This window comes from Nonomuraea sp. NPDC050404 (assembly GCF_040655495.1).
Lineage (GTDB): Bacteria > Actinomycetota > Actinomycetes > Streptosporangiales > Streptosporangiaceae > Nonomuraea.
The window spans coordinates 375,490-391,966 of the sequence record NZ_JBFAKB010000001.1; the positions used below are offsets into that span (position 1 = coordinate 375,490).

12 protein-coding genes are annotated in these 16,477 nt (G+C 71.5%); 3 read left to right on the forward strand and 9 right to left on the reverse strand.

Annotated elements, in window-relative coordinates; translation table 11 throughout:
• From AB0I81_RS01680 to AB0I81_RS01690, 3 genes are read right to left on the reverse strand one after another with little or no spacing between them, the layout of a single operon-like run.
• Complete coding sequence (locus AB0I81_RS01680; RefSeq protein ID WP_360648125.1) at positions 1-2,127, reverse strand: hypothetical protein; 2,127 nt, start codon at positions 2,125-2,127, stop codon at positions 1-3.
• Positions 2,124-3,692 (reverse strand): peroxidase family protein, encoded by a 1,569-nt coding sequence (locus tag AB0I81_RS01685; RefSeq protein WP_360648128.1) that lies wholly within the window; start codon positions 3,690-3,692, stop codon positions 2,124-2,126. Before AB0I81_RS01685 ends, AB0I81_RS01680 begins: the two co-directional genes overlap by 4 nt.
• A 2-nt stretch (positions 3,693-3,694) precedes the next feature.
• On the reverse strand, positions 3,695-4,975 hold the full coding sequence (locus AB0I81_RS01690) for a cytochrome P450 (protein ID WP_360648130.1): 1,281 nt from the start codon (positions 4,973-4,975) through the stop codon (positions 3,695-3,697).
• A gap of 198 nt (positions 4,976-5,173) precedes the next feature.
• Here AB0I81_RS01690 and AB0I81_RS01695 point away from each other — a divergent pair, with 198 nt between their 5' ends.
• Positions 5,174-6,103 (forward strand): acyl-CoA desaturase, encoded by a 930-nt coding sequence (locus AB0I81_RS01695; protein ID WP_360648133.1) that lies wholly within the window; start codon positions 5,174-5,176, stop codon positions 6,101-6,103.
• Between the two features lie 32 nt (positions 6,104-6,135).
• The gene (locus tag AB0I81_RS01700) at positions 6,136-8,361 is read left to right on the forward strand and encodes an Orn/Lys/Arg decarboxylase N-terminal domain-containing protein (protein WP_360648137.1); all 2,226 of its coding nucleotides are present in this window, start codon (positions 6,136-6,138) and stop codon (positions 8,359-8,361) included.
• A 95-nt stretch (positions 8,362-8,456) separates the two neighbouring features.
• Here the strand turns inward: AB0I81_RS01700 and AB0I81_RS01705 are convergent, their stop codons facing one another.
• From AB0I81_RS01705 to AB0I81_RS01725, 5 genes are all read right to left on the reverse strand, one after another.
• On the reverse strand, positions 8,457-9,641 hold the full coding sequence (locus AB0I81_RS01705) for a hypothetical protein (protein WP_360648140.1): 1,185 nt from the start codon (positions 9,639-9,641) through the stop codon (positions 8,457-8,459).
• Between the two features lie 309 nt (positions 9,642-9,950).
• The gene (locus tag AB0I81_RS01710) at positions 9,951-11,225 is read right to left on the reverse strand and encodes an MFS transporter (RefSeq protein ID WP_360648143.1); all 1,275 of its coding nucleotides are present in this window, start codon (positions 11,223-11,225) and stop codon (positions 9,951-9,953) included.
• 31 nt (positions 11,226-11,256) lie between these two features.
• Positions 11,257-12,372, reverse strand: a complete 1,116-nt coding sequence (locus AB0I81_RS01715) for a mandelate racemase/muconate lactonizing enzyme family protein (RefSeq protein WP_360648146.1) — start codon at positions 12,370-12,372, stop codon at positions 11,257-11,259.
• A 155-nt stretch (positions 12,373-12,527) separates the two neighbouring features.
• Positions 12,528-13,538, reverse strand: a complete 1,011-nt coding sequence (locus AB0I81_RS01720; RefSeq protein WP_360648149.1) for a LacI family DNA-binding transcriptional regulator — start codon at positions 13,536-13,538, stop codon at positions 12,528-12,530.
• Positions 13,539-13,762: 224 nt separating this feature from the next.
• Positions 13,763-14,506, reverse strand: coding sequence for an SDR family oxidoreductase (locus AB0I81_RS01725; RefSeq protein WP_360648152.1), 744 nt, complete (start codon positions 14,504-14,506; stop codon positions 13,763-13,765).
• Positions 14,507-14,598: 92 nt separating this feature from the next.
• Between AB0I81_RS01725 and AB0I81_RS01730 the strand changes: the two genes are divergently transcribed.
• Positions 14,599-15,207 carry a TetR/AcrR family transcriptional regulator gene (locus AB0I81_RS01730; protein ID WP_360648155.1) on the forward strand — a complete coding sequence of 203 codons (609 nt, stop codon included), beginning with the start codon at positions 14,599-14,601 and terminating at the stop codon, positions 15,205-15,207.
• Positions 15,208-15,243: 36 nt separating this feature from the next.
• Here the strand turns inward: AB0I81_RS01730 and AB0I81_RS01735 are convergent, their stop codons facing one another.
• Positions 15,244-16,416 carry an MFS transporter gene (locus AB0I81_RS01735; protein ID WP_360648158.1) on the reverse strand — a complete coding sequence of 391 codons (1,173 nt, stop codon included), beginning with the start codon at positions 16,414-16,416 and terminating at the stop codon, positions 15,244-15,246.
• Between the last annotated feature and the right edge of the window lie 61 nt (positions 16,417-16,477).

Sequence of the window (16,477 nt, forward strand, 5' to 3'; positions counted from 1 at the left end):
TCAGGTGGGTGGCACCGGAACGGCGACGTCCCGGAGGGTGCTGCGGGTGGCGACGGTGAGGCACAGGAGCGGGCGGGCGCCGTCAAGCCCCAGCTCACGCAGCCGGTCGGCCAGCGGATGGGCCGACCGGGCCTCGACCGTGAGCCGGAGCGGCGGCGCGAGGTGCAGCCGGGCCCGGCCGCGCGCCCGTACCGACGAGCGCAGCACGGCGTCGGCCTCGCGCGCGTAACCGACCAGGCCGGGGTCGCGCAGGGGCAGTCCGAACCCGAGCCGCCCGCCCAGCGTGAGGATCCCCGAGGCATCGACCCGGGCGGCCAGGGCGCCGAGCCGGAGTTCCAGGGGCGCCAGATACGTCTCCCCGCCCCACAACCGGCCGCCGAGATCGCTGATCTCCGTGGTGTCGGCCACGGACCCGATCAGGTAGCTGCCGGAGTGGCGGACATCCGCATCCCGCAGCAGGTCGCACCAGGCGGTACGGCGGGAGTGTCGCCGCCACGGGCCGGGCACGACCACGCCGACCTGCAGTTCCCGGTAGTCGCCCGCGCCGGTGTGCCGGTTCCAGGCGGCGTGCACGCCGACCAGCGCGCGACCGGCCACCCGCACGGCGGGGCCGGCCCAGCCGCCCTCCAGCAGTCCGGCCACCACCGCCGGGCGTACGGCGAAGTACGCCGTGAGCGCGACGCCCTCCCGGCACCGGATCGGCAACTCGGCCGTCCCGCCCGAGCTCTCGACCGTGTGGGTGGGCACGGTGAGGAAGGGAGAGCCCTGCGTGCCGGGCGGACGGTCGAGCAGCTGGTACGCCTGGGAGCGCACGACCGGCCCGCGCACCGGCGTCAGCCGCTCGTCGATGTGCTCGCGGGCCTCGGGCAGGTCGTCGGCGAGGTTGGCGAGGTAGCGCTCGATGCTGTGGCAGAGCGGGAACAGGTGGGTGGGGTCGGCGTAGTCGACCACGTACCAGTCCGGGTGCAGGTCGAAGCAGGTGCCGGTGCCCTGGCCGTCGAGGGTGGGGACGAGGTCGTGCTGGTTGGTGACGCTGGCCACCCAGGTACGCGGGTCGGCGGGCCGTTTGAAGTCGACGGGCGATCCGACGGCGACGACGTGGGTGACCGTGTGGCGGTCGCAGAAGCCGGTGTCCTGCGCCAGGTTCATGACCGCCGCCCCGCCCGCGCTGTGCCCGACGAGCACCAGTTCGGCGCCCTGGGCAAGACCGTAGTCCGCGACGGCCTTGCCCAGGGCGCGGCTGTAGGGGCTGCTGTGCAGGACGGCGCTGCTGAACGCGCCGAGCAGGTCCTGTGGCGAGTCGCCGCTGGGACGTCCCGACCGCATGCCGGGCGCCTGAAGGATGTGGCGGATCACACCGTCGGGCCCTTCGACGCTCTGGATGAGGATCCGCCCGGTGGTGCCGATCGTGCTGAGGTTGCCCAGGAAGCCGAGCAACGATCCGCGGGTGCTCAGCCGGGCCGATTCGGCCTCGGTCAGCTCGATCCGGCGGGCGGCGCCCTCCCCCGTGTCGAGTGCGGCGACGGCCCTGTTGCTCATGCCGATGAGCGGGTCGGCGGTGGCGAAGCCCTTCCCGGTCGCGATGAGCCAGGCGGTGGCGTCGTTGAGCGGGTTCTCGTCCAGCAGCGCGCGCAGCGCGAGCACCTCGCCGAAGACCGGGGCGAGCCGGTTGAGCGCCCGTACCGCGCCGCGGTCCTTGAGCAGGGCGCGCAGGGCGCGGACGGCTTCCAGGTCGCGGTCGGCGGCGGCCGCGTCGATGAGCCGGGCCAGCATGGGGTCGTCGGTCAGCTCGGGATGTTCGACGGCGACGGCGGCCACGCGCAGGCGCAGCGAGGTGGCCAGCACCCGTACGACCAGGCTCTCGGCCCCCAGCGCGGCACCGGCCTTGGCGGCCACGGTGGCCAGAGCGCCGCCGGTGAACGCGCACCCGAGACCCTGATCATGCGTCACGGCCCGGAGCAGCGCGCAGTAGGCGCGCCCGGCAGTCCATGGGACGCGCAGCAGTGCGGCGTCGGTGAGCGCGGCCGTGGCATGAGCCGCCGCGTCCTGGATGGTGACCGCGATGTCCACCAGCTCCCGGGCCGCCGCACGCAGCGGCGCGGCGGCCGGATCGCCCGGCTCGTTCATGGCCACGTCCGCCGGGACATGCTGACGAAGCGGGGCTCCGGGTCCTCGGGGGTGTTGCGGCGCAGCACGTCCGACAGCCTGTGGGTGGCCTCGATGACCCGCATGCCGTACGGGGAGAACGTGGCCTCGCCGAAGACCCGCGGCGCCAGGAGCGGGTTGGTGAGCACCTGCGAGAAGGCGTCGATCGCGATGATCTTGGTCAGCAGCGGCGGCAGGATGGCCTCGGGCGATCCGGGTTCCTCGGCGAACAGCCCGACGTACAGGTCGAGGTCGTCCACGTCGCGGTAGAGCTCGCGCAGCGCGCCGCTGACCCGCCCATCGCCGTTGACGTGCTCGAACCTCCGCACCGCGGGAAAGCGGCAGTGCCTGCGGTAACTGTTGTACGGGGCCAGCCCGACCTCCCGCGAATCGGCGATGCTGGCCACGTCCACCGCCCGCAGGGCGGGATCGGTGTTGAACAGCCCGATCCGGCCGGCCCGCTGGTGGGAGGCGTCCTCGAAGAGCCGCCCGAGCCCGGGGCCGGGGATCAGCGAGCCGCCGACCAGGGTCTGCGCCATCGGCAGGTCGTGCCCGCCCACGGACAGGTGCGACGGGATCAGGCTGTGCCAGCGGTAGACGAGGTTGAACTCCACCGACGCCCAGTTCTCCCGGTGCCACGACGCGCGGGCCAGCGCCGACGGCAGCCGGGGGTCGAGGGTGAAGCGGAAGTGGTAGGGGGTGATGTGGTTGATGTACTCCTCGACGACCAGCTTGATCAGCAGCACGATGAGCACGTTGCGGGCCGTCTGGAACAGCCGCTCGTCGTCCCAGCGCGGATGCCGCTCGGCCAGCAGCCGGGCGACCCGGTTGTGCTCGCGCAGGAACAGCACCGTGAGCATGGTGAAGCCGATCTGGGTGTTGCCCCGGTCGCTGCCGATCGCGAACAGCGTGTCGCGCTGCGCGTCGGTGAGCTCCTCGAAGCGCAGGACGCTCAGCGGGGCGAACTCCGGCTTGATCTTGCCGTGCTCGCACAGCTGGGGCGGAAACTCACCGCCGTTGACGATCCGGCTCTTGAGCCTGCCGCCGTCGAACGTGCGCAGCGCGGCCGTCACCCCCGCGTTGAGCCCGTACAGCTGGTTGAGGTCGACGTGGTGGTTGGAGGAGTTCCTGCGCGGGTCGCGCGGGTTGCCGCTGTCGCCGCGCAGGAATCCGTCGGTGAACCATTGGGCGAAGTACGCGAACAGCACCGTGGAGCGCGGGCAGGGGATCATGGACTCGCCGCGGGCGAACAGGTCGGCGGCGCTCTCGGGAGTGGGCAGCCCCTCCCCCGCCCGCACGGGAGGCAGGTGCCTGCCGCTGTAGGTGCGGTCGGTCAGCGAGGCCCACGAGGTGTAGCCGGCCATCGTGCTCAACGGCTCGGGCCGCGGCGGCATCTCGCGGACTGCCTGGTCGATCAGCGTGGCGTTGATCCGGCGCCGCACCGGCTGAATCTTCTGTACGAGCTCCCAGAACGGCTGTCCGCCGGTCAGGGCCAGGAACCTGAGCCGGTTGCTCAAGCCGTCCGTAGCGATCCCGCGAGCCGTCATCGTCAGCCCTCCCGCTTCTGGCCGGCGCCCAGCCCCAGGACGAACGTGTCGGGGAAGATCCCGAGCGACCGTTCGACCCGGCTCTCCAATCGCAGGCCGGGACGCAGCAGCAGGCGGCGCACGGTCTCCCCGATCACGGCCCCGGCCACGTGCACGCCGAGACAGGAGTGGTGGCCATGCCCGAAGAACAGCCGGTGATGGGCGGGACGGTCGAGGCGGAACACCTCCGGCTCCGGCACCACGTCGGCGTCGAACATGGCCGAGGCCGGCGCCGCGAGCACGAACGTGCCCGCGGGGATCACCGTGGCGCGCGGCGTGCCCGCGGCCAGCACGTGGTCGTGCTCGCAGATCCGGGGAAGCAGCTTGAAGAACGGGCTGAACCGCAGCGCCTCCCACACAAACGGGTCGAACCGCGCGGGATCGCCGGCCACGGCCACCGCCTCGGCGAGCACCGCCGGGCGCACCAGCAACTGCTCCACGGCCTCGGCCATGGCCCCCGGCGCGCTCTCCACGAAGCCCAGCGGCAGCCCGGCCATGTTGGTCACGATGCGGTCGTCGGTCACGCCGGCGCCGGCGGGCAGGCCCGCGCCGACGAGGCGGGCGAAGACGTCGTCGGGCAGGTCGTGCCCGGCCCGCAGCGCGGCCCGCCGCTCGGCGAGCCGGTCGCGCAGGTAGCCGACCATCTCGGCGCCCGCCTGCACGGAGGCGGCCTGGATCTGCGGGTCGCCGAGGAAGTTGGCGAAGCCGTCGGTGACGATGGCCCGCGTCCACCGCGACAGGGTCAGCGGCTCCGGGCCCGGCACGCCGAAATACTCCGCGCACACGCCGAGGGCGACGGGGCGGAAGAGCTCGTTGACCGCTTCGACGCGCCCGGCGGGCAGTGCGGCGTCCAGCAGGTCGTCGGCGAGGCGGCCGGTCAGCTCCCGCACGCGGGTGGCGTCCCGCGGGTCGAGCATGAGCCGCATCAGGCCCTTCTCCCGCCAGTTCATCGGGGTGGCGTCGCGGCCCAGCATGAACGGGGCGCCCAGGGCGGCGTCCAGGCGGGGGCCGAAGGCGCGTACCGAGAAGACCTCCTCGTGCGAGAGCACCTCGGTCACGTCGGCGAAGCGGGTCACGACCGTGAAGGCGGGCGTGGTGAAGATGGGACGCCGCTCGCGCAACTCGGCGAACAGGCTCCGCCAGTCCGTCCGCATCCACTCCCGGACCAGGCCGAACGCGGACATCGCGTCCTTGGCCAGCGCCGCGTCGTACTCCTCCAGAAGACCGCCGGAACCAGCGCCCATCGCGTAGACCTCCCGCCCGCACAACGATGATCACGTTGTGCCTTCACAATCTAGGGAGACTCCGCACCGTTTCTTTATGACTACTGGGCGCATTGTTCTACTGCCTGAGAGTAACTGATCCGTCACCGTCAGGTGATTGCCGCAGTCCAGGCCCGTGAACGTTCAATGGAATCAGTTCGTCCATTCATGGGAGGTAACGTGACGTCACCCACGCCGCGGCCGGCCACGGCGGAGACGGTGACGGTCACCGCCGGCCGCCGCGCGGCCTACCTCGTCGTCCTGGTCGTCGCGCCCGTGGCGCTGCTGGCCCTGGCGATCCCGGCCGCCTGGGGCTGGGGCGTCGGCCCGCGCGACCTGGTGATCGCGGTCGTGATGTACCTGGTGAGCATCTTCGGCATCGCCATCGGCTACCACCGGCTCTTCACCCACCGCGCCTTCAAGGCCGGCCGGCCGCTGCGGATCGCGCTCATGCTGGCCGGCGGCCTGGCCGTCGAGGGCCCGGTCACGCTGTGGGCCGCCGAGCACCGCCGCCACCACAAGTACGCCGACCGCGAGGGCGACCCGCACTCGCCGTGGTGCTACGGCGACAGCGGCCTGGCGCTGCTGCGCGGCATGCTGCACGCGCACGTCGGCTGGTTCTGCAGCGCCCGGCACCGCTCCAGCCGCCCGCACTGGGTGCCGGACCTGCTGGCCGACCCGGACGTGCGGCGCTTCGACGCCGGCTACCTGGGCGTCGTGCTCCTGTCGTTCGCACTCCCGGCCGCCGCCGGCGGGCTGTGGTCGATGTCGTGGGCGGGCGCGTGGAGCGCCCTCCTGTGGGGCGGGCTGGTGCGTTACGCCGTGGTGCACCACGTCACCTGGTCGGTCAACTCGATCGCGCACACCTTCGGCGACCGCCCGTTCCGCACCAGGGACCGCTCGTCGAACGTGTGGTGGGTGGCGCTGCTGACGCTCGGCGAGGGCTGGCACAACTGGCACCACGTGGATCCCGCCTGCGCCCGCCACGGCGTGCTCAAGGGCCAGCTCGACCCCAGCGCGCGGCTGATCCGCTGGTTCGAGCGGGCGGGCTGGGCGCGGGACGTGCGCTGGCCGGACCCCGGCCGCCTGACCAGCCGCCGCCGACCGTGAATCCCGGCTCTGGAGCGCGCCTGGAACGAACGGTGCTCGCCGCGATCGCCGAGCGTCCCGACGCCGACACGGCGCTGGCCGAGCAGGTCCGCCGGATCGGCGCGGCGATGGGCGAGCTCGGCGTGCAGTTGCGCTGGACGTACCGGAGCCGGGACGCGCTGGCGGTGATCGGCTCGGACGCCTCGCTGGCCGGGATGCTGGCCGACTGGGACGCGCCGGGCGCCGACCAGGTCCTGGACGCGGTCCTGCGGCGCTTCCGCGCCCTGCCGGTCTTCCTGATGACCGCCGAGCAGGAGCTTCCCCTGTGGGTGTACGAGGTCATCCAGGGTTACGTCTTCCCGCTGGAGGACACCCCCGACTTCATCGCCGGGCGCATCGTGCACGCCACCGAGGAGTACGCCGACCGGATCCTGCCGCCGTTCTTCCGCGCGCTGCGCGACCTGCAGGACCACCACCAGTACTCCTGGCACACCCCGGCGCACGCCGGCGGGGTGGCGTTCCTGAAGTCGCCCGTCGGGCGGGCGTTCTTCGACTTCTTCGGTGAGCGCCTGCTGCGGACCGACCTGTCCATCTCCGTCCCCGAGCTCGGCTCGCCGCTGGACCACACCGGCCCGGTCGGCGAGGCGGAACGCAACGCCGCCCGCGTCTTCGGCGCCGAGCGCACCTTCTTCGTAATGAACGGCAACGCCACCGCCAACCGCGTCGTCGGCCACCACGCCGTCGCCCGGGACGAGACCGCCCTGATCGACCGCAACGGCCACAAGTCGCTCCAGCACGCGATGACGATCAGCGGCGCGCGACCGATCTACCTGGTGCCGGAGCGAAACGGCCTGGGCCTGGCCGGTCCCATCCCGCCGGCCGCCCTCGACCCCGGCACGCTGCGCGCCCGCCTGTCCGGCCATCCCCTCGCCGAGACCGACCCGGTCTACGCCGTGATCACCAACTCCACCTACGACGGGATCTGCTACGACGCCGTACGGGTCGCGGAACTGCTGGGCCGGACCGTGCCGCGCGTGCACTTCGACGAGGCGTGGTTCGCCTACGCCCGGTTCAACCCCCTGTACGCCCGCCGCTACGGCATGGCCGTGGACGAGCGCACGCTGCCGGGGCCGCACCGCCCCACCGTGTTCGCCACCCAGTCCACACACAAGCTCCTGGCCGCCCTGTCGCAGTCGGCGATGCTGCACGTCAGGTCGTCGGATCGGGCGCCGGTGGACTACGAGCGGCTCAACGAGACGTACCTGATGCACTGCTCCACCTCGCCGCTCTACCCGATGATCGCCTCGCTGGACGTGGCGGCGGGGATGATGGACGGCCCGTCGGGGCCGCACCTGACGGGCGAGGCCGTCACCGAGGCGGTCCGGTTCCGGCAGGCCATGGTACGGCTGGCCGGCCGCATCAGGCAGGACGGCCGCAGGCCGGACTGGTACTTCGGCGTCTGGCAGCCCCCGCACATCACGGACCCGGGCACCGGCCGGGCCGTCCCCTTCGCCGACGCCGACCCCCTCACGCTGAGCACCGACCCGGCGTGCTGGACGCTGGAGCCCGGCGCCGCCTGGCACGGCTTCCACGGGCTGAGCGGCGGCTACTGCCTGCTCGACCCGGTCAAGGTGACGATCGTCTGCCCGGGGGCCGACGCCACGCTGGGCACCCTCGACTGGGGCATTCCGGCCCGCATCGTGGCCGCCTACCTGCGGCGGCGCGGCATCGTGGTGGAGAAGACCGGCGACCACACGCTGCTGGTGCTCTTCTCCATGGGCATCACCAAGGGCAAGTGGGGCACCCTGATCGACGCGCTCACCGACTTCAAACGCGCCTACGACGACGGCGTGTCCCTGGCCGAGGTGCTGCCCGGTTTTGGCCCGCCGGCCGTCACGCTGCGCCGTTTCTGCACGGACGTGCACGACCGGCTGCACACCCTCGGGCTCGGCGCGCTGCTCAAGCAGATCTTCGCGACCCTGCCGGAACCCGTGCGCACCCCGGCCGACAGTTACCAGGCCCTGATCCGTTCGCGTACAGAACGGGTCCCGCTCGCCGACCTGCCCGGCCGCGTCTGCGCCGCCACCGTCGTCGTCACACCGCCCGGCATCCCGATGCTGATGCCCGGCGAGGCGACCGGGCCGGCCGACGGCCCGATGATGGCCTACCTGCATGCCCTGGAGGAGTTCGACCGCTGCTTCCCCGACCTGGCCACCGACATCCACGGCGCGCACCGCGACAGCGCGGGCGGCTATCACGTGGAGGTCGAGATCGACTGACCTGATATTCCTGCGCCGCGAGACCCGCGACGAGACGAGCGGCTACGCGCCGGCAGCCGTGGCGGGGGCGGGCTGCCGGCGCGGGCCCGGGAGGATCAGCACCAGGTGAGCGTCGAATTGTTTCGGGTCACGTTGCTGATCGTGTTGTTGCTGCCGGTGCAGGGACTCCACCTGATGTTGGTGTTGCTGACCGTCAGGTTCTGGAACCTGATGCCCGACGACGGCGGGAACTCCGTACGGGCCGCGATGCGGACCTCGCCGCCACCGCTGATCGTGCCCGACGCCCCGGCGATGACGACGTTGTAGCAGTTCTCCACCAGGACCGAGTTGTTGCCGGTGTTGGCGATGTCCACCCGGTCGATGGTGGCGCCGCCGCTTTCCGAGACGCAGAAGATGCCCCGGCCGCCGCCGCGTGCCTTGACGGTGCCGACGCGGATGTTGTTCGGGTAGGAGCTGCCGACCCGGCCGTTGCGGTTGGCCATGCGGAAGGCCGCGTACCCGGTGCCCGCCCCGGCGTTGTCGGCGTCGACGGTGCCGATCGTGGCGTTGATGGTCTGGTTGAGCAGCAGCCCGGACTCGCCGACGCTGCGCGCCGTCACGGTGCCGACGGTCAGGCCGTCGACGCCGTAGGTCTCCATCGCGTGCGAGCTGGCCCCCTGGACGTAGACGCTGTCGACCCGTACGTTGCGGGTCCACTGGCTGGTGTCGCCGCGGTTGTCGATGCGCACGCCGAGACCCCTGCTGAGCCGCATGTCGATCTGGCCGAGCCAGACGTTGGTGACGTTGCGCATGAAGATGCCGTAGATCGGGGCGCCGGTGACGTTGAGGTACGGGACCTCGATGTTCGAGGCGCCACGGGAGTAGATCGGCGCGTAGTCGCCGGAGCCGGAGCCGGTGACGTTGATCGTGCCGCAGACCGACAGGGAGGTGTAGCTCGGCAACGAGATCCGGGTGCCGGCGCTCATCGAGCCGTTGCCGCGCACGACGACCCGCTGGATCGAGGTGCGCCCGGCCGTGAGGCTGCCGATGCCGGCCTGGACCGCCGCCCGGAAGTCGGTGCCGCTGTAGACGGTGCCGCCCGAGCTGTTGCGGGCGGTCCAGGTGCTGCCGCTGACCGTCACCTGCGACTGGAAGGTACCGTCACCGCAGGCGGCAGCTGAGGCGGAGGCCGGGAGCGGGCCGGCCACTATCCCGGCCCCGGCACCGCCTATGAGGACCGCGAGCGTGACGGCGATCCTGGAGAGCCTGCGCGGGCGTAACGCGGTGGTGGTTGCTGTCATGAAATTTCCTCCTGCGGGCTTGAACGTTTCAGCGCGGCGTACCCGTTGTGCGGCGAATCGATTCAGTGCCGGAGGGCGGTGCCACGTCGCGGGCGCGGCGCCGCCCGGCCTGGACGTCGGCGTCTCAGGCTGGGACATCAGTACAGTTCGGCGCAGTCGTGGCAGGTGCTCGGGCCGAGGTGTTCCGTTGACGGGGGGTGGGGAGGTGACCGCGCGTTCAACGAGCGTGCGCGTCACGTATAAAAACGTTTCACGCCGCTTTGTCACCGCGACATTAAGGATCGATGGCGACCCTGTCAAGCGGTCCTGTCAGGCGTCCGCGCCGGGAAGTGCGGCCGGGCGCATCCTCGTGTACTGCAGCAGCGCGAGGCCGCCGACGATGGCCACCAGGCCCAGGACGGACAGGCCCACCGCGTACGTGCCGGTGGCCGCGAGCAGTGCCCCGACGAGGGCGCCCGCGACGATGCCGCCCCCGCCCGCGCCGAAGCCGTTGATGATGCCGGTGGCGGGCCCCACCACGTGGGCGGGCAGGTCGGTCACCACGATCGCCCAGATGTTGGGGGTGTAGGCGGCGGTGAAGTAGCCCAGGCCGAGGCAGATCAGGGCGAACTGCAGCACGTGGGAGCCGGTGAGAGCGACACCCGCCAGCAGGACTCCCCCGACCACGAGGCCGGAGATCGCGATGGCGGCGCGGCGACCCGTACGGTCGGCGAGGATCATCATGGGGATCGTGAGCACCAGCGAGACCAGGTACGGCGCGGCCGCGAGCAGGCCGCCCGCGCTGGGGGCGAAGCCGAATTCCGGCACGATGAGCGGGATGAACAGGGTGATGCCCCAGAACAACATCCCGTTGGCGAAGTAGCTGAAGACCAGCAGCACGAAGCGCCAGCCGCCGAAGGCGGCGAAGGTGAGCCGCTTGCGGTCGCTCCGGCCGCGGCCCTCTGCGGCGGTGGTGGTGGTGCCGGGTGCGGTCGGCAGGAAACGGGCGTACAGCGGCAGGACGATGACCAGGCCGACGGCGCCGAGCACCCAGAACATGGGACGCCAGCCGAACGACGCCTCGATCGGGGTGAGCAGGAAGAAGCCGAGCGCCAGCGCGAGGTACTGGCCGTAGTACTGGATGAGCGCGCTGGCCCGGCTCATCTCCCGGTCGTCGAACCACGCCTTGGCCATCCTGAACTGCTGCGGCCAGTAGATGCCCTCGAAGATGCCGACGCCGACGCGCAACGCGATCAGGACGCCGACGGAGTCGGTGAAGCCGATGAGGAATGTGCACAACGAGTAGCCCGCCACGGTGACGAGCAGGATCCACTTGGCGTCGATCCTGGCGGTGAGGAAGCCGCCGAGGAAGTTGGAGATCAGGTATCCGACGAGGAAGGCCGTCAGGGCGAGGCTGGAGGTGGCGGCGAAGTCGTCCCCGGAGAAGCCGAGGTCGGCGCCGATGTTCTTGATGCCGACCGACAGGTTGGAGCGGTCGAGGTAGGCGACGAACAGGCCGACGAGCAGCAGGCCGCTGATGCGCAGCCACTTGTGCGGCAGGGACGGGGCCGGCGTGGCCTGGGCGGGCGCGGTTTCCGATGGCACTTCAGTGTTTCCTTAATTCCTGGTGCGGTGGTCAGGCGCGGTACGCCTCGATGACCGTGCGGTCGATCTCGATGCCGAGGCCGGGGCCCTGGGGCACGGTCATCACCGGGCCGATGGCCAGGTCCGACAGCGTGCCCCTGAAGGAGTTGGGCGCCTGGTCCAGCTCGATCACCGGCGCGGCGCGGCCGAGCGACGGGGTCACCACGGGCAGCGCGGTGGCCAGGTGCAACCCGGCCGCCACGGTGATCGCCGACCCCCACACGTGCGGCAGCGTCGGGATGCCGTGCACGCTCGCCAGCCCCGCGACCAGCAGCGTCTCGCGCAGCCCGCCGCAGGCGGTGGCGTCGGGCTGCAGCAGGTCCACGGCCCGCGTCTCGACCATCTCGGCGAAGCCCCAGCGGGTGAACATCGACTCGCCGCCCGCGATGGGCACCGCCACCGAGGCTCGCAGCTCCCGGTAGCCGGCCAGGTCCTCGGGAATGACCGGCTCCTCGAAGAACCACAGGGAGGCGGCTTCGGTCTCGCGGGCGAACAGGCGGGCCTCCGCGGTGGTGTAACCGCGGTTGGCGTCGGCGGCCAGCAGGACGCCGGGGCCGAGCGCGGCGCGTACGCGGTGCACGCGCTCGATGTCGGCGCGCAGGTCGGCGCCGACCTTCATCTTGACGTGGCGGTAGCCCTGGTCGAGGAGGCTGCGGGCCTCCGCCTCCAGGTCGTCCTGCCAGTCGCCGCCGTAGTAGAAGGCCGAGGCGTAGGCGTGGAAGGCGTCCGGCGCGCGTCCGCCCAGGAGGCGGTGCACGGGCTGGCCGAGTGCCTTGCCGATGACGTCCCAGAGGGCGATCTCGACGCCGGAGATCGCGGCGATCGGGACGCCGGCGCGTCCCCACTCGCGGCTGCGGTTGTACATCGACTCCCACAGGGCGACGTGCTCGAACGGGTCGGCTCCCGCCAGGAGCGGGGCGAACACCGAGTCGATGAGCGCGCGGGCCCCCTGGGCCGGGCCGAAGCACTCGCCCCAGCCGACGATGCCCTCGTCGGTGACGATCTCGACCAGGCAGCTCGCCCGGGACTCCCACTGCCACTGGGACATCCCGAACGTCGTCTTCAGCTTCTCGGTCACGACGTGCGGCTTGACCGCCACGATCTTCATCGGTGATGCCCCTTCCACGGCGCGATCTTCATCGGCGGTGTCCCCTCGGCGGCGCGGCCTTCATCGGCGGTGTCCTCTTGGCAGCGCGGCCTTCATCAGCGGTGTCCCTCGGCGGCGCGAACTACATCGGCGGTGTCTCCTCCGCGACGCGATCTTCATCGGTCGTGCTCCCTCGGCGGTGCGACGGAGGCGCGCCTGATCAGCGTGCTGGGCACGACCCGCGGGCCCGGTTCGACGCTCTCGCCCGCGGCCATGTCGAGCAGGAGGCGGCCGGCCAGGGCGCCCATCTCCTCCACCGGCTGGTCGATCACCGTGATGGGCGGGCGGTGCAGGGTCATCCAGCCGGCGTCGGTGAACCCGATGACCGAGACGTCCTGCGGGCAGCGGCGCCCTGCCGACTGCAGCGCGCTGACGATCCCCTCGGTGACCAGCGCGTTGAAGCCGATCATCCCGGTCACGCCGGGCCGGGCGGCGAGCAGTTCGCCGGCCGCGGCCTCGCCGCCCGCGCGCGTGCCGTCGGTGTGGCGGACGTGGGCGCGGTGCCCCGGCCCGAGCGCGGCGCGGAAGCCCTCCTCGCGGGCGCGGGTGGTGGACGCCTTGGCCGGGCCGAGCACGATGGCGACCTCGGTGTGGCCGTACACGAGCAGCTCAGCGGTGGCCAGGCCGACGGCTTCCCGCTCGTTGGTGACGACGGCGGGAACACCCATCCCGTCGAGCACCCGGCTGGCGCTGACGACGTGCCCGTACGCCCGCAGGTCGGTCTCGCCCAGCGCGCTGCCCGCAGACGGGACGGCCACGAGCCCGGTCGGCCGGTACGAGCGCAGCAGGTCGAGCTGGCGCCGCTCGATCCGGGGGTCGTCGTCGGTGTTCATCAGCATGAGCGAGTAGCCACTGCCGGACAGGCTGCGTTCGATGGCGCGGTGCAGCCGGGCGTAGAACGGGTTGCCGATGTCGGCCACGAGCACGCCGATCATCGGCGTACGGGACGCACGCAGGCTCCGCCCGACCGCGTTGGGCCGGTAACCCTGCGCCTCGATCGCGGCCAGCACGCTCGCGCGGGTCGCCGCGCTGACCTGGCCGGTGCCGTTGAGCACCCGGGACACGGTCTGAGCGCTGACTCCGGCCGCCCGCGCGACCGTGTAGATCGTCGCCCCCTCTTCCGTCACGCTGCGACTACCCTCCGCGCTGTTATCGATAACCGTCACTGTCCGTGGAGGTTACCTCCTCCCAGGGACAAGCCACAAGCCAAAGGCGGGATGAGCCGGTACGAGCGCACGTTCGCTCGCACCGGCTCACCCCGCCATCCGAGCGCCGGGTCGTTCCGCGCGTTCGCTCGCACCGGCTCACTCCGCCGCCCGGGGCCCGCGGAATGCCCCGGTGTTCCCACCGCTCAGATCTGGTTCAGGCCGCCGTCGACGTACAGGCTCGAACCGGTGATGAAGCTGCTCTGCCCGGAGGCGAGGAAGATCACGGCGGCGGCGACCTCCTCCGGGCGCCCGAGCCGGCCCATCGGCACCCGCGTGGCCAGGAGCCGCTTGAACTGCTCCGGGTCAGGAGTGAGGCCCTCCAAGGCGGGGGTTTCGATCGGGCCGGGCGTGACGGTGTTGACCCGGATGCGGCGTCCTTTGAGTTCGTTGGCCCAGGTACGGGCGAACGATCGGGTGGCGGCCTTGGTCGCCGCGTACACGCCGAATGCCGCGTCGCCGACGTCCACGTTGGTGGAGCCGTTCAGTATCACCGAGGCGCCGTCGTTGAGCAGCGGCAGCGCCTTCTGCACGGTGAACAGCGTGCCACGGACGTTGATGCCGAAAAGCGTGTCGAAATGCTCCTCGGTGATCTCCTCAAGCGGCACGAACGAGGCGATGGAGGCATTGGCGAACAACACGTCCAGGCCCTGTCCCCGGCCGCGGACGGCCTCGTAGAGCCGGTCCAGGTCGGCCAGGTTCGAGATGTCGCCGGCCACCGCGGTGGCCGATGAAGCACCGATCGTCTCCACGGCCGCGTCGAGTTCGGTCTTGCGCCGGCCGGTGATGAACACGTGCGCGCCCTCGGCCGCCAGTCGTACGGCGGTGGCCAGGCCGATCCCGGCGCTGCCGCCGGTGACGAGTGCGGTCTTGCCTTCGAGCAGTCCCATGTGACCAACCTCCTCAGAGTTCTGCAGCGATCGCTACATAAGTCAACGGTAGCACTTCTGCAGCGATCGCTCCAGAAAGGTAGGCTGTGCGGGTGGGGACGAAACAGAACGGCCCGATCGGCCGGCCGCGGGGATTCGACGCCGACGAAGCTCTCGAACGCGCCGTGCTGGCCTTCTGGGAGCACGGCTACGAGGGGGCCAGCACGGCCATCCTGACGGACGCGATGGGCATCTCCACCACGAGCATGTACGCGGCCTTCGGCAACAAGAAGGAGTTGTTCCGCAAGGCCCTGGAGCGCTACACCGCGGGCCCCGGCGGATACCTGGCGCAGGCCCTGGAGGAGCCGACCGCCCTCGGCGTCGCCACCGCGATCCTGGCCGGCACCATTCGCAGCACCACCCGCCCGGCCCATCCGCAGGGGTGCATGGGCGTCCAGGGCGCCTTGGCGGCCAGTGACGCCGGGCGTGAGGTCCGCGAGCTTCTCATCGCCTGGCGCAACGACTCCCACTCCAGCGTCAGGGAGCGGTTCCAGCGGGCCCTCGATGAAGGCGACCTGCCCGCGGAGAGCGACCCGGCGCTGCTGGCCCGCTACGTCACCACCTTGTCGTTCGGCATCGCCGTACAGGCCGCGAGCGGGGTCTGCCGCGACGAGCTCCAGGCGATGGCCGACGCCGCCCTGCGCAACTGGCCGCCCGCCTGACACTACTCCGCGGGATGGGCGATCCGGCGAGAACGATCATCCGACGGGCTGGAACTCGAACCTCCGCCCCACGACGAGCACCATCAATGCCAGCAGGCCCGTCGCCGCGGCGAGGCTCAGCCATCCGAACATGCCGCCCGAGGAGACGACCAGGCCGAGCACCGCCGGCGCGACGGCGGACGCCAAGCCGTGCATCGTGCCGAAGGCCGCGCTGTACTGACCCTGCAGTTCGCCCGGGACCACTCTGAACTGCAGGTCCATGGCTCCGGCGGAGAGCACGATCTCGCCGAGCGAGTAGATGACGACGAAACCCAGCACGAGGACGACCGCGGTGGCGAGAGGGGCCTGGGCCATCCAGGCGAAGACGATGTAGGACGCCCCGATGGCCGCCCCTCCCAGGAGGAACGACAGGACGGCGCCGCGCCCGGAGTTCACCCGGGCGTTCGCCTGAATCTGCAACACCACGCCCAGCACGGTGTTGATCACCATGGCGATGCCCGCCAGCCAGGTCAGCCGCGGATGGGTGATCGCCAGCCAGAGCGGCACGGCGAAGGGCAGGACGTGGTTGTGCACCGAGATGAGCGCGGAGATGACCGCGAACATCATGAACCGGAGGTCGCGATAGACGTGGAACAGCCCGGCCGGCCGCCGGGAACCGTTCGCGGGGCTGCCGGGCACCTCAAGCTTCCTGGTCAGTAGCGCGCACCACAGGAAGGTGACCAGGTTGACCGCGATGGCGAACAGGTACGCCTGCGGCGCCCGCACCGCGAGCACCCCCGCGCCGGCCAGCCCGCCCAGGGCCAGGCCGGCGGTCAGGAAGGTACGCAGCGTCGCACGGGCCATCACGGCGTCGGCGCCGGCCGCGCGGCGGATGAGCGCCACGTTCGACGACATGCAGAGCCCCTGCCCGACGCCGGCGAGCAGCCCCGCGAGAACGAAGACGACGACCTCGCCCGCGGCGAGCATCGCGGCCATGCCGGCCAGGGACACGACGAGACCGGCCTGGAACACCTGGCGGGGGCCCCTGGTGTCGGCCAGGCGGCCGCCGGCCAGATCGGCCGCCATCGCCAGCATCATCGCCGAGAAGAGCACCGCGGACACCAGGCCCAGCGAATGGCCGAGCACGGACGTGAAGTACAACGCGCTGATCGTGGCATAAAGCCCATTTCCGACCGCGTTCACCCCGGTGATGAGTGCCAGCAGCGTCATGGTGCGGGAGCCGCGTACGGTATGCCATGCGCGTGCGTATGCCGAGATCAGGGATACCTCC

Bases quoted from the DNA above. Each gene is read 5' to 3' on its own strand.
- AB0I81_RS01680 (WP_360648125.1), bottom strand. From the start codon at position 2,127: ATGAACGAGCCGGGCGATCCGGCCGCCGCGCCGCTGCGTGCGGCGGCC.
- AB0I81_RS01685 (WP_360648128.1), bottom strand. From the start codon at position 3,692: ATGACGGCTCGCGGGATCGCTACGGACGGCTTGAGCAACCGGCTCAGG.
- AB0I81_RS01690 (WP_360648130.1), bottom strand. From the start codon at position 4,975: ATGGGCGCTGGTTCCGGCGGTCTTCTGGAGGAGTACGACGCGGCGCTG.
- AB0I81_RS01705 (WP_360648140.1), bottom strand. From the start codon at position 9,641: ATGACAGCAACCACCACCGCGTTACGCCCGCGCAGGCTCTCCAGGATC.
- AB0I81_RS01715 (WP_360648146.1), bottom strand. From the start codon at position 12,372: ATGAAGATCGTGGCGGTCAAGCCGCACGTCGTGACCGAGAAGCTGAAG.
- AB0I81_RS01725 (WP_360648152.1), bottom strand. From the start codon at position 14,506: ATGGGACTGCTCGAAGGCAAGACCGCACTCGTCACCGGCGGCAGCGCC.
- AB0I81_RS01735 (WP_360648158.1), bottom strand. From the start codon at position 16,416: ATGACGCTGCTGGCACTCATCACCGGGGTGAACGCGGTCGGAAATGGG.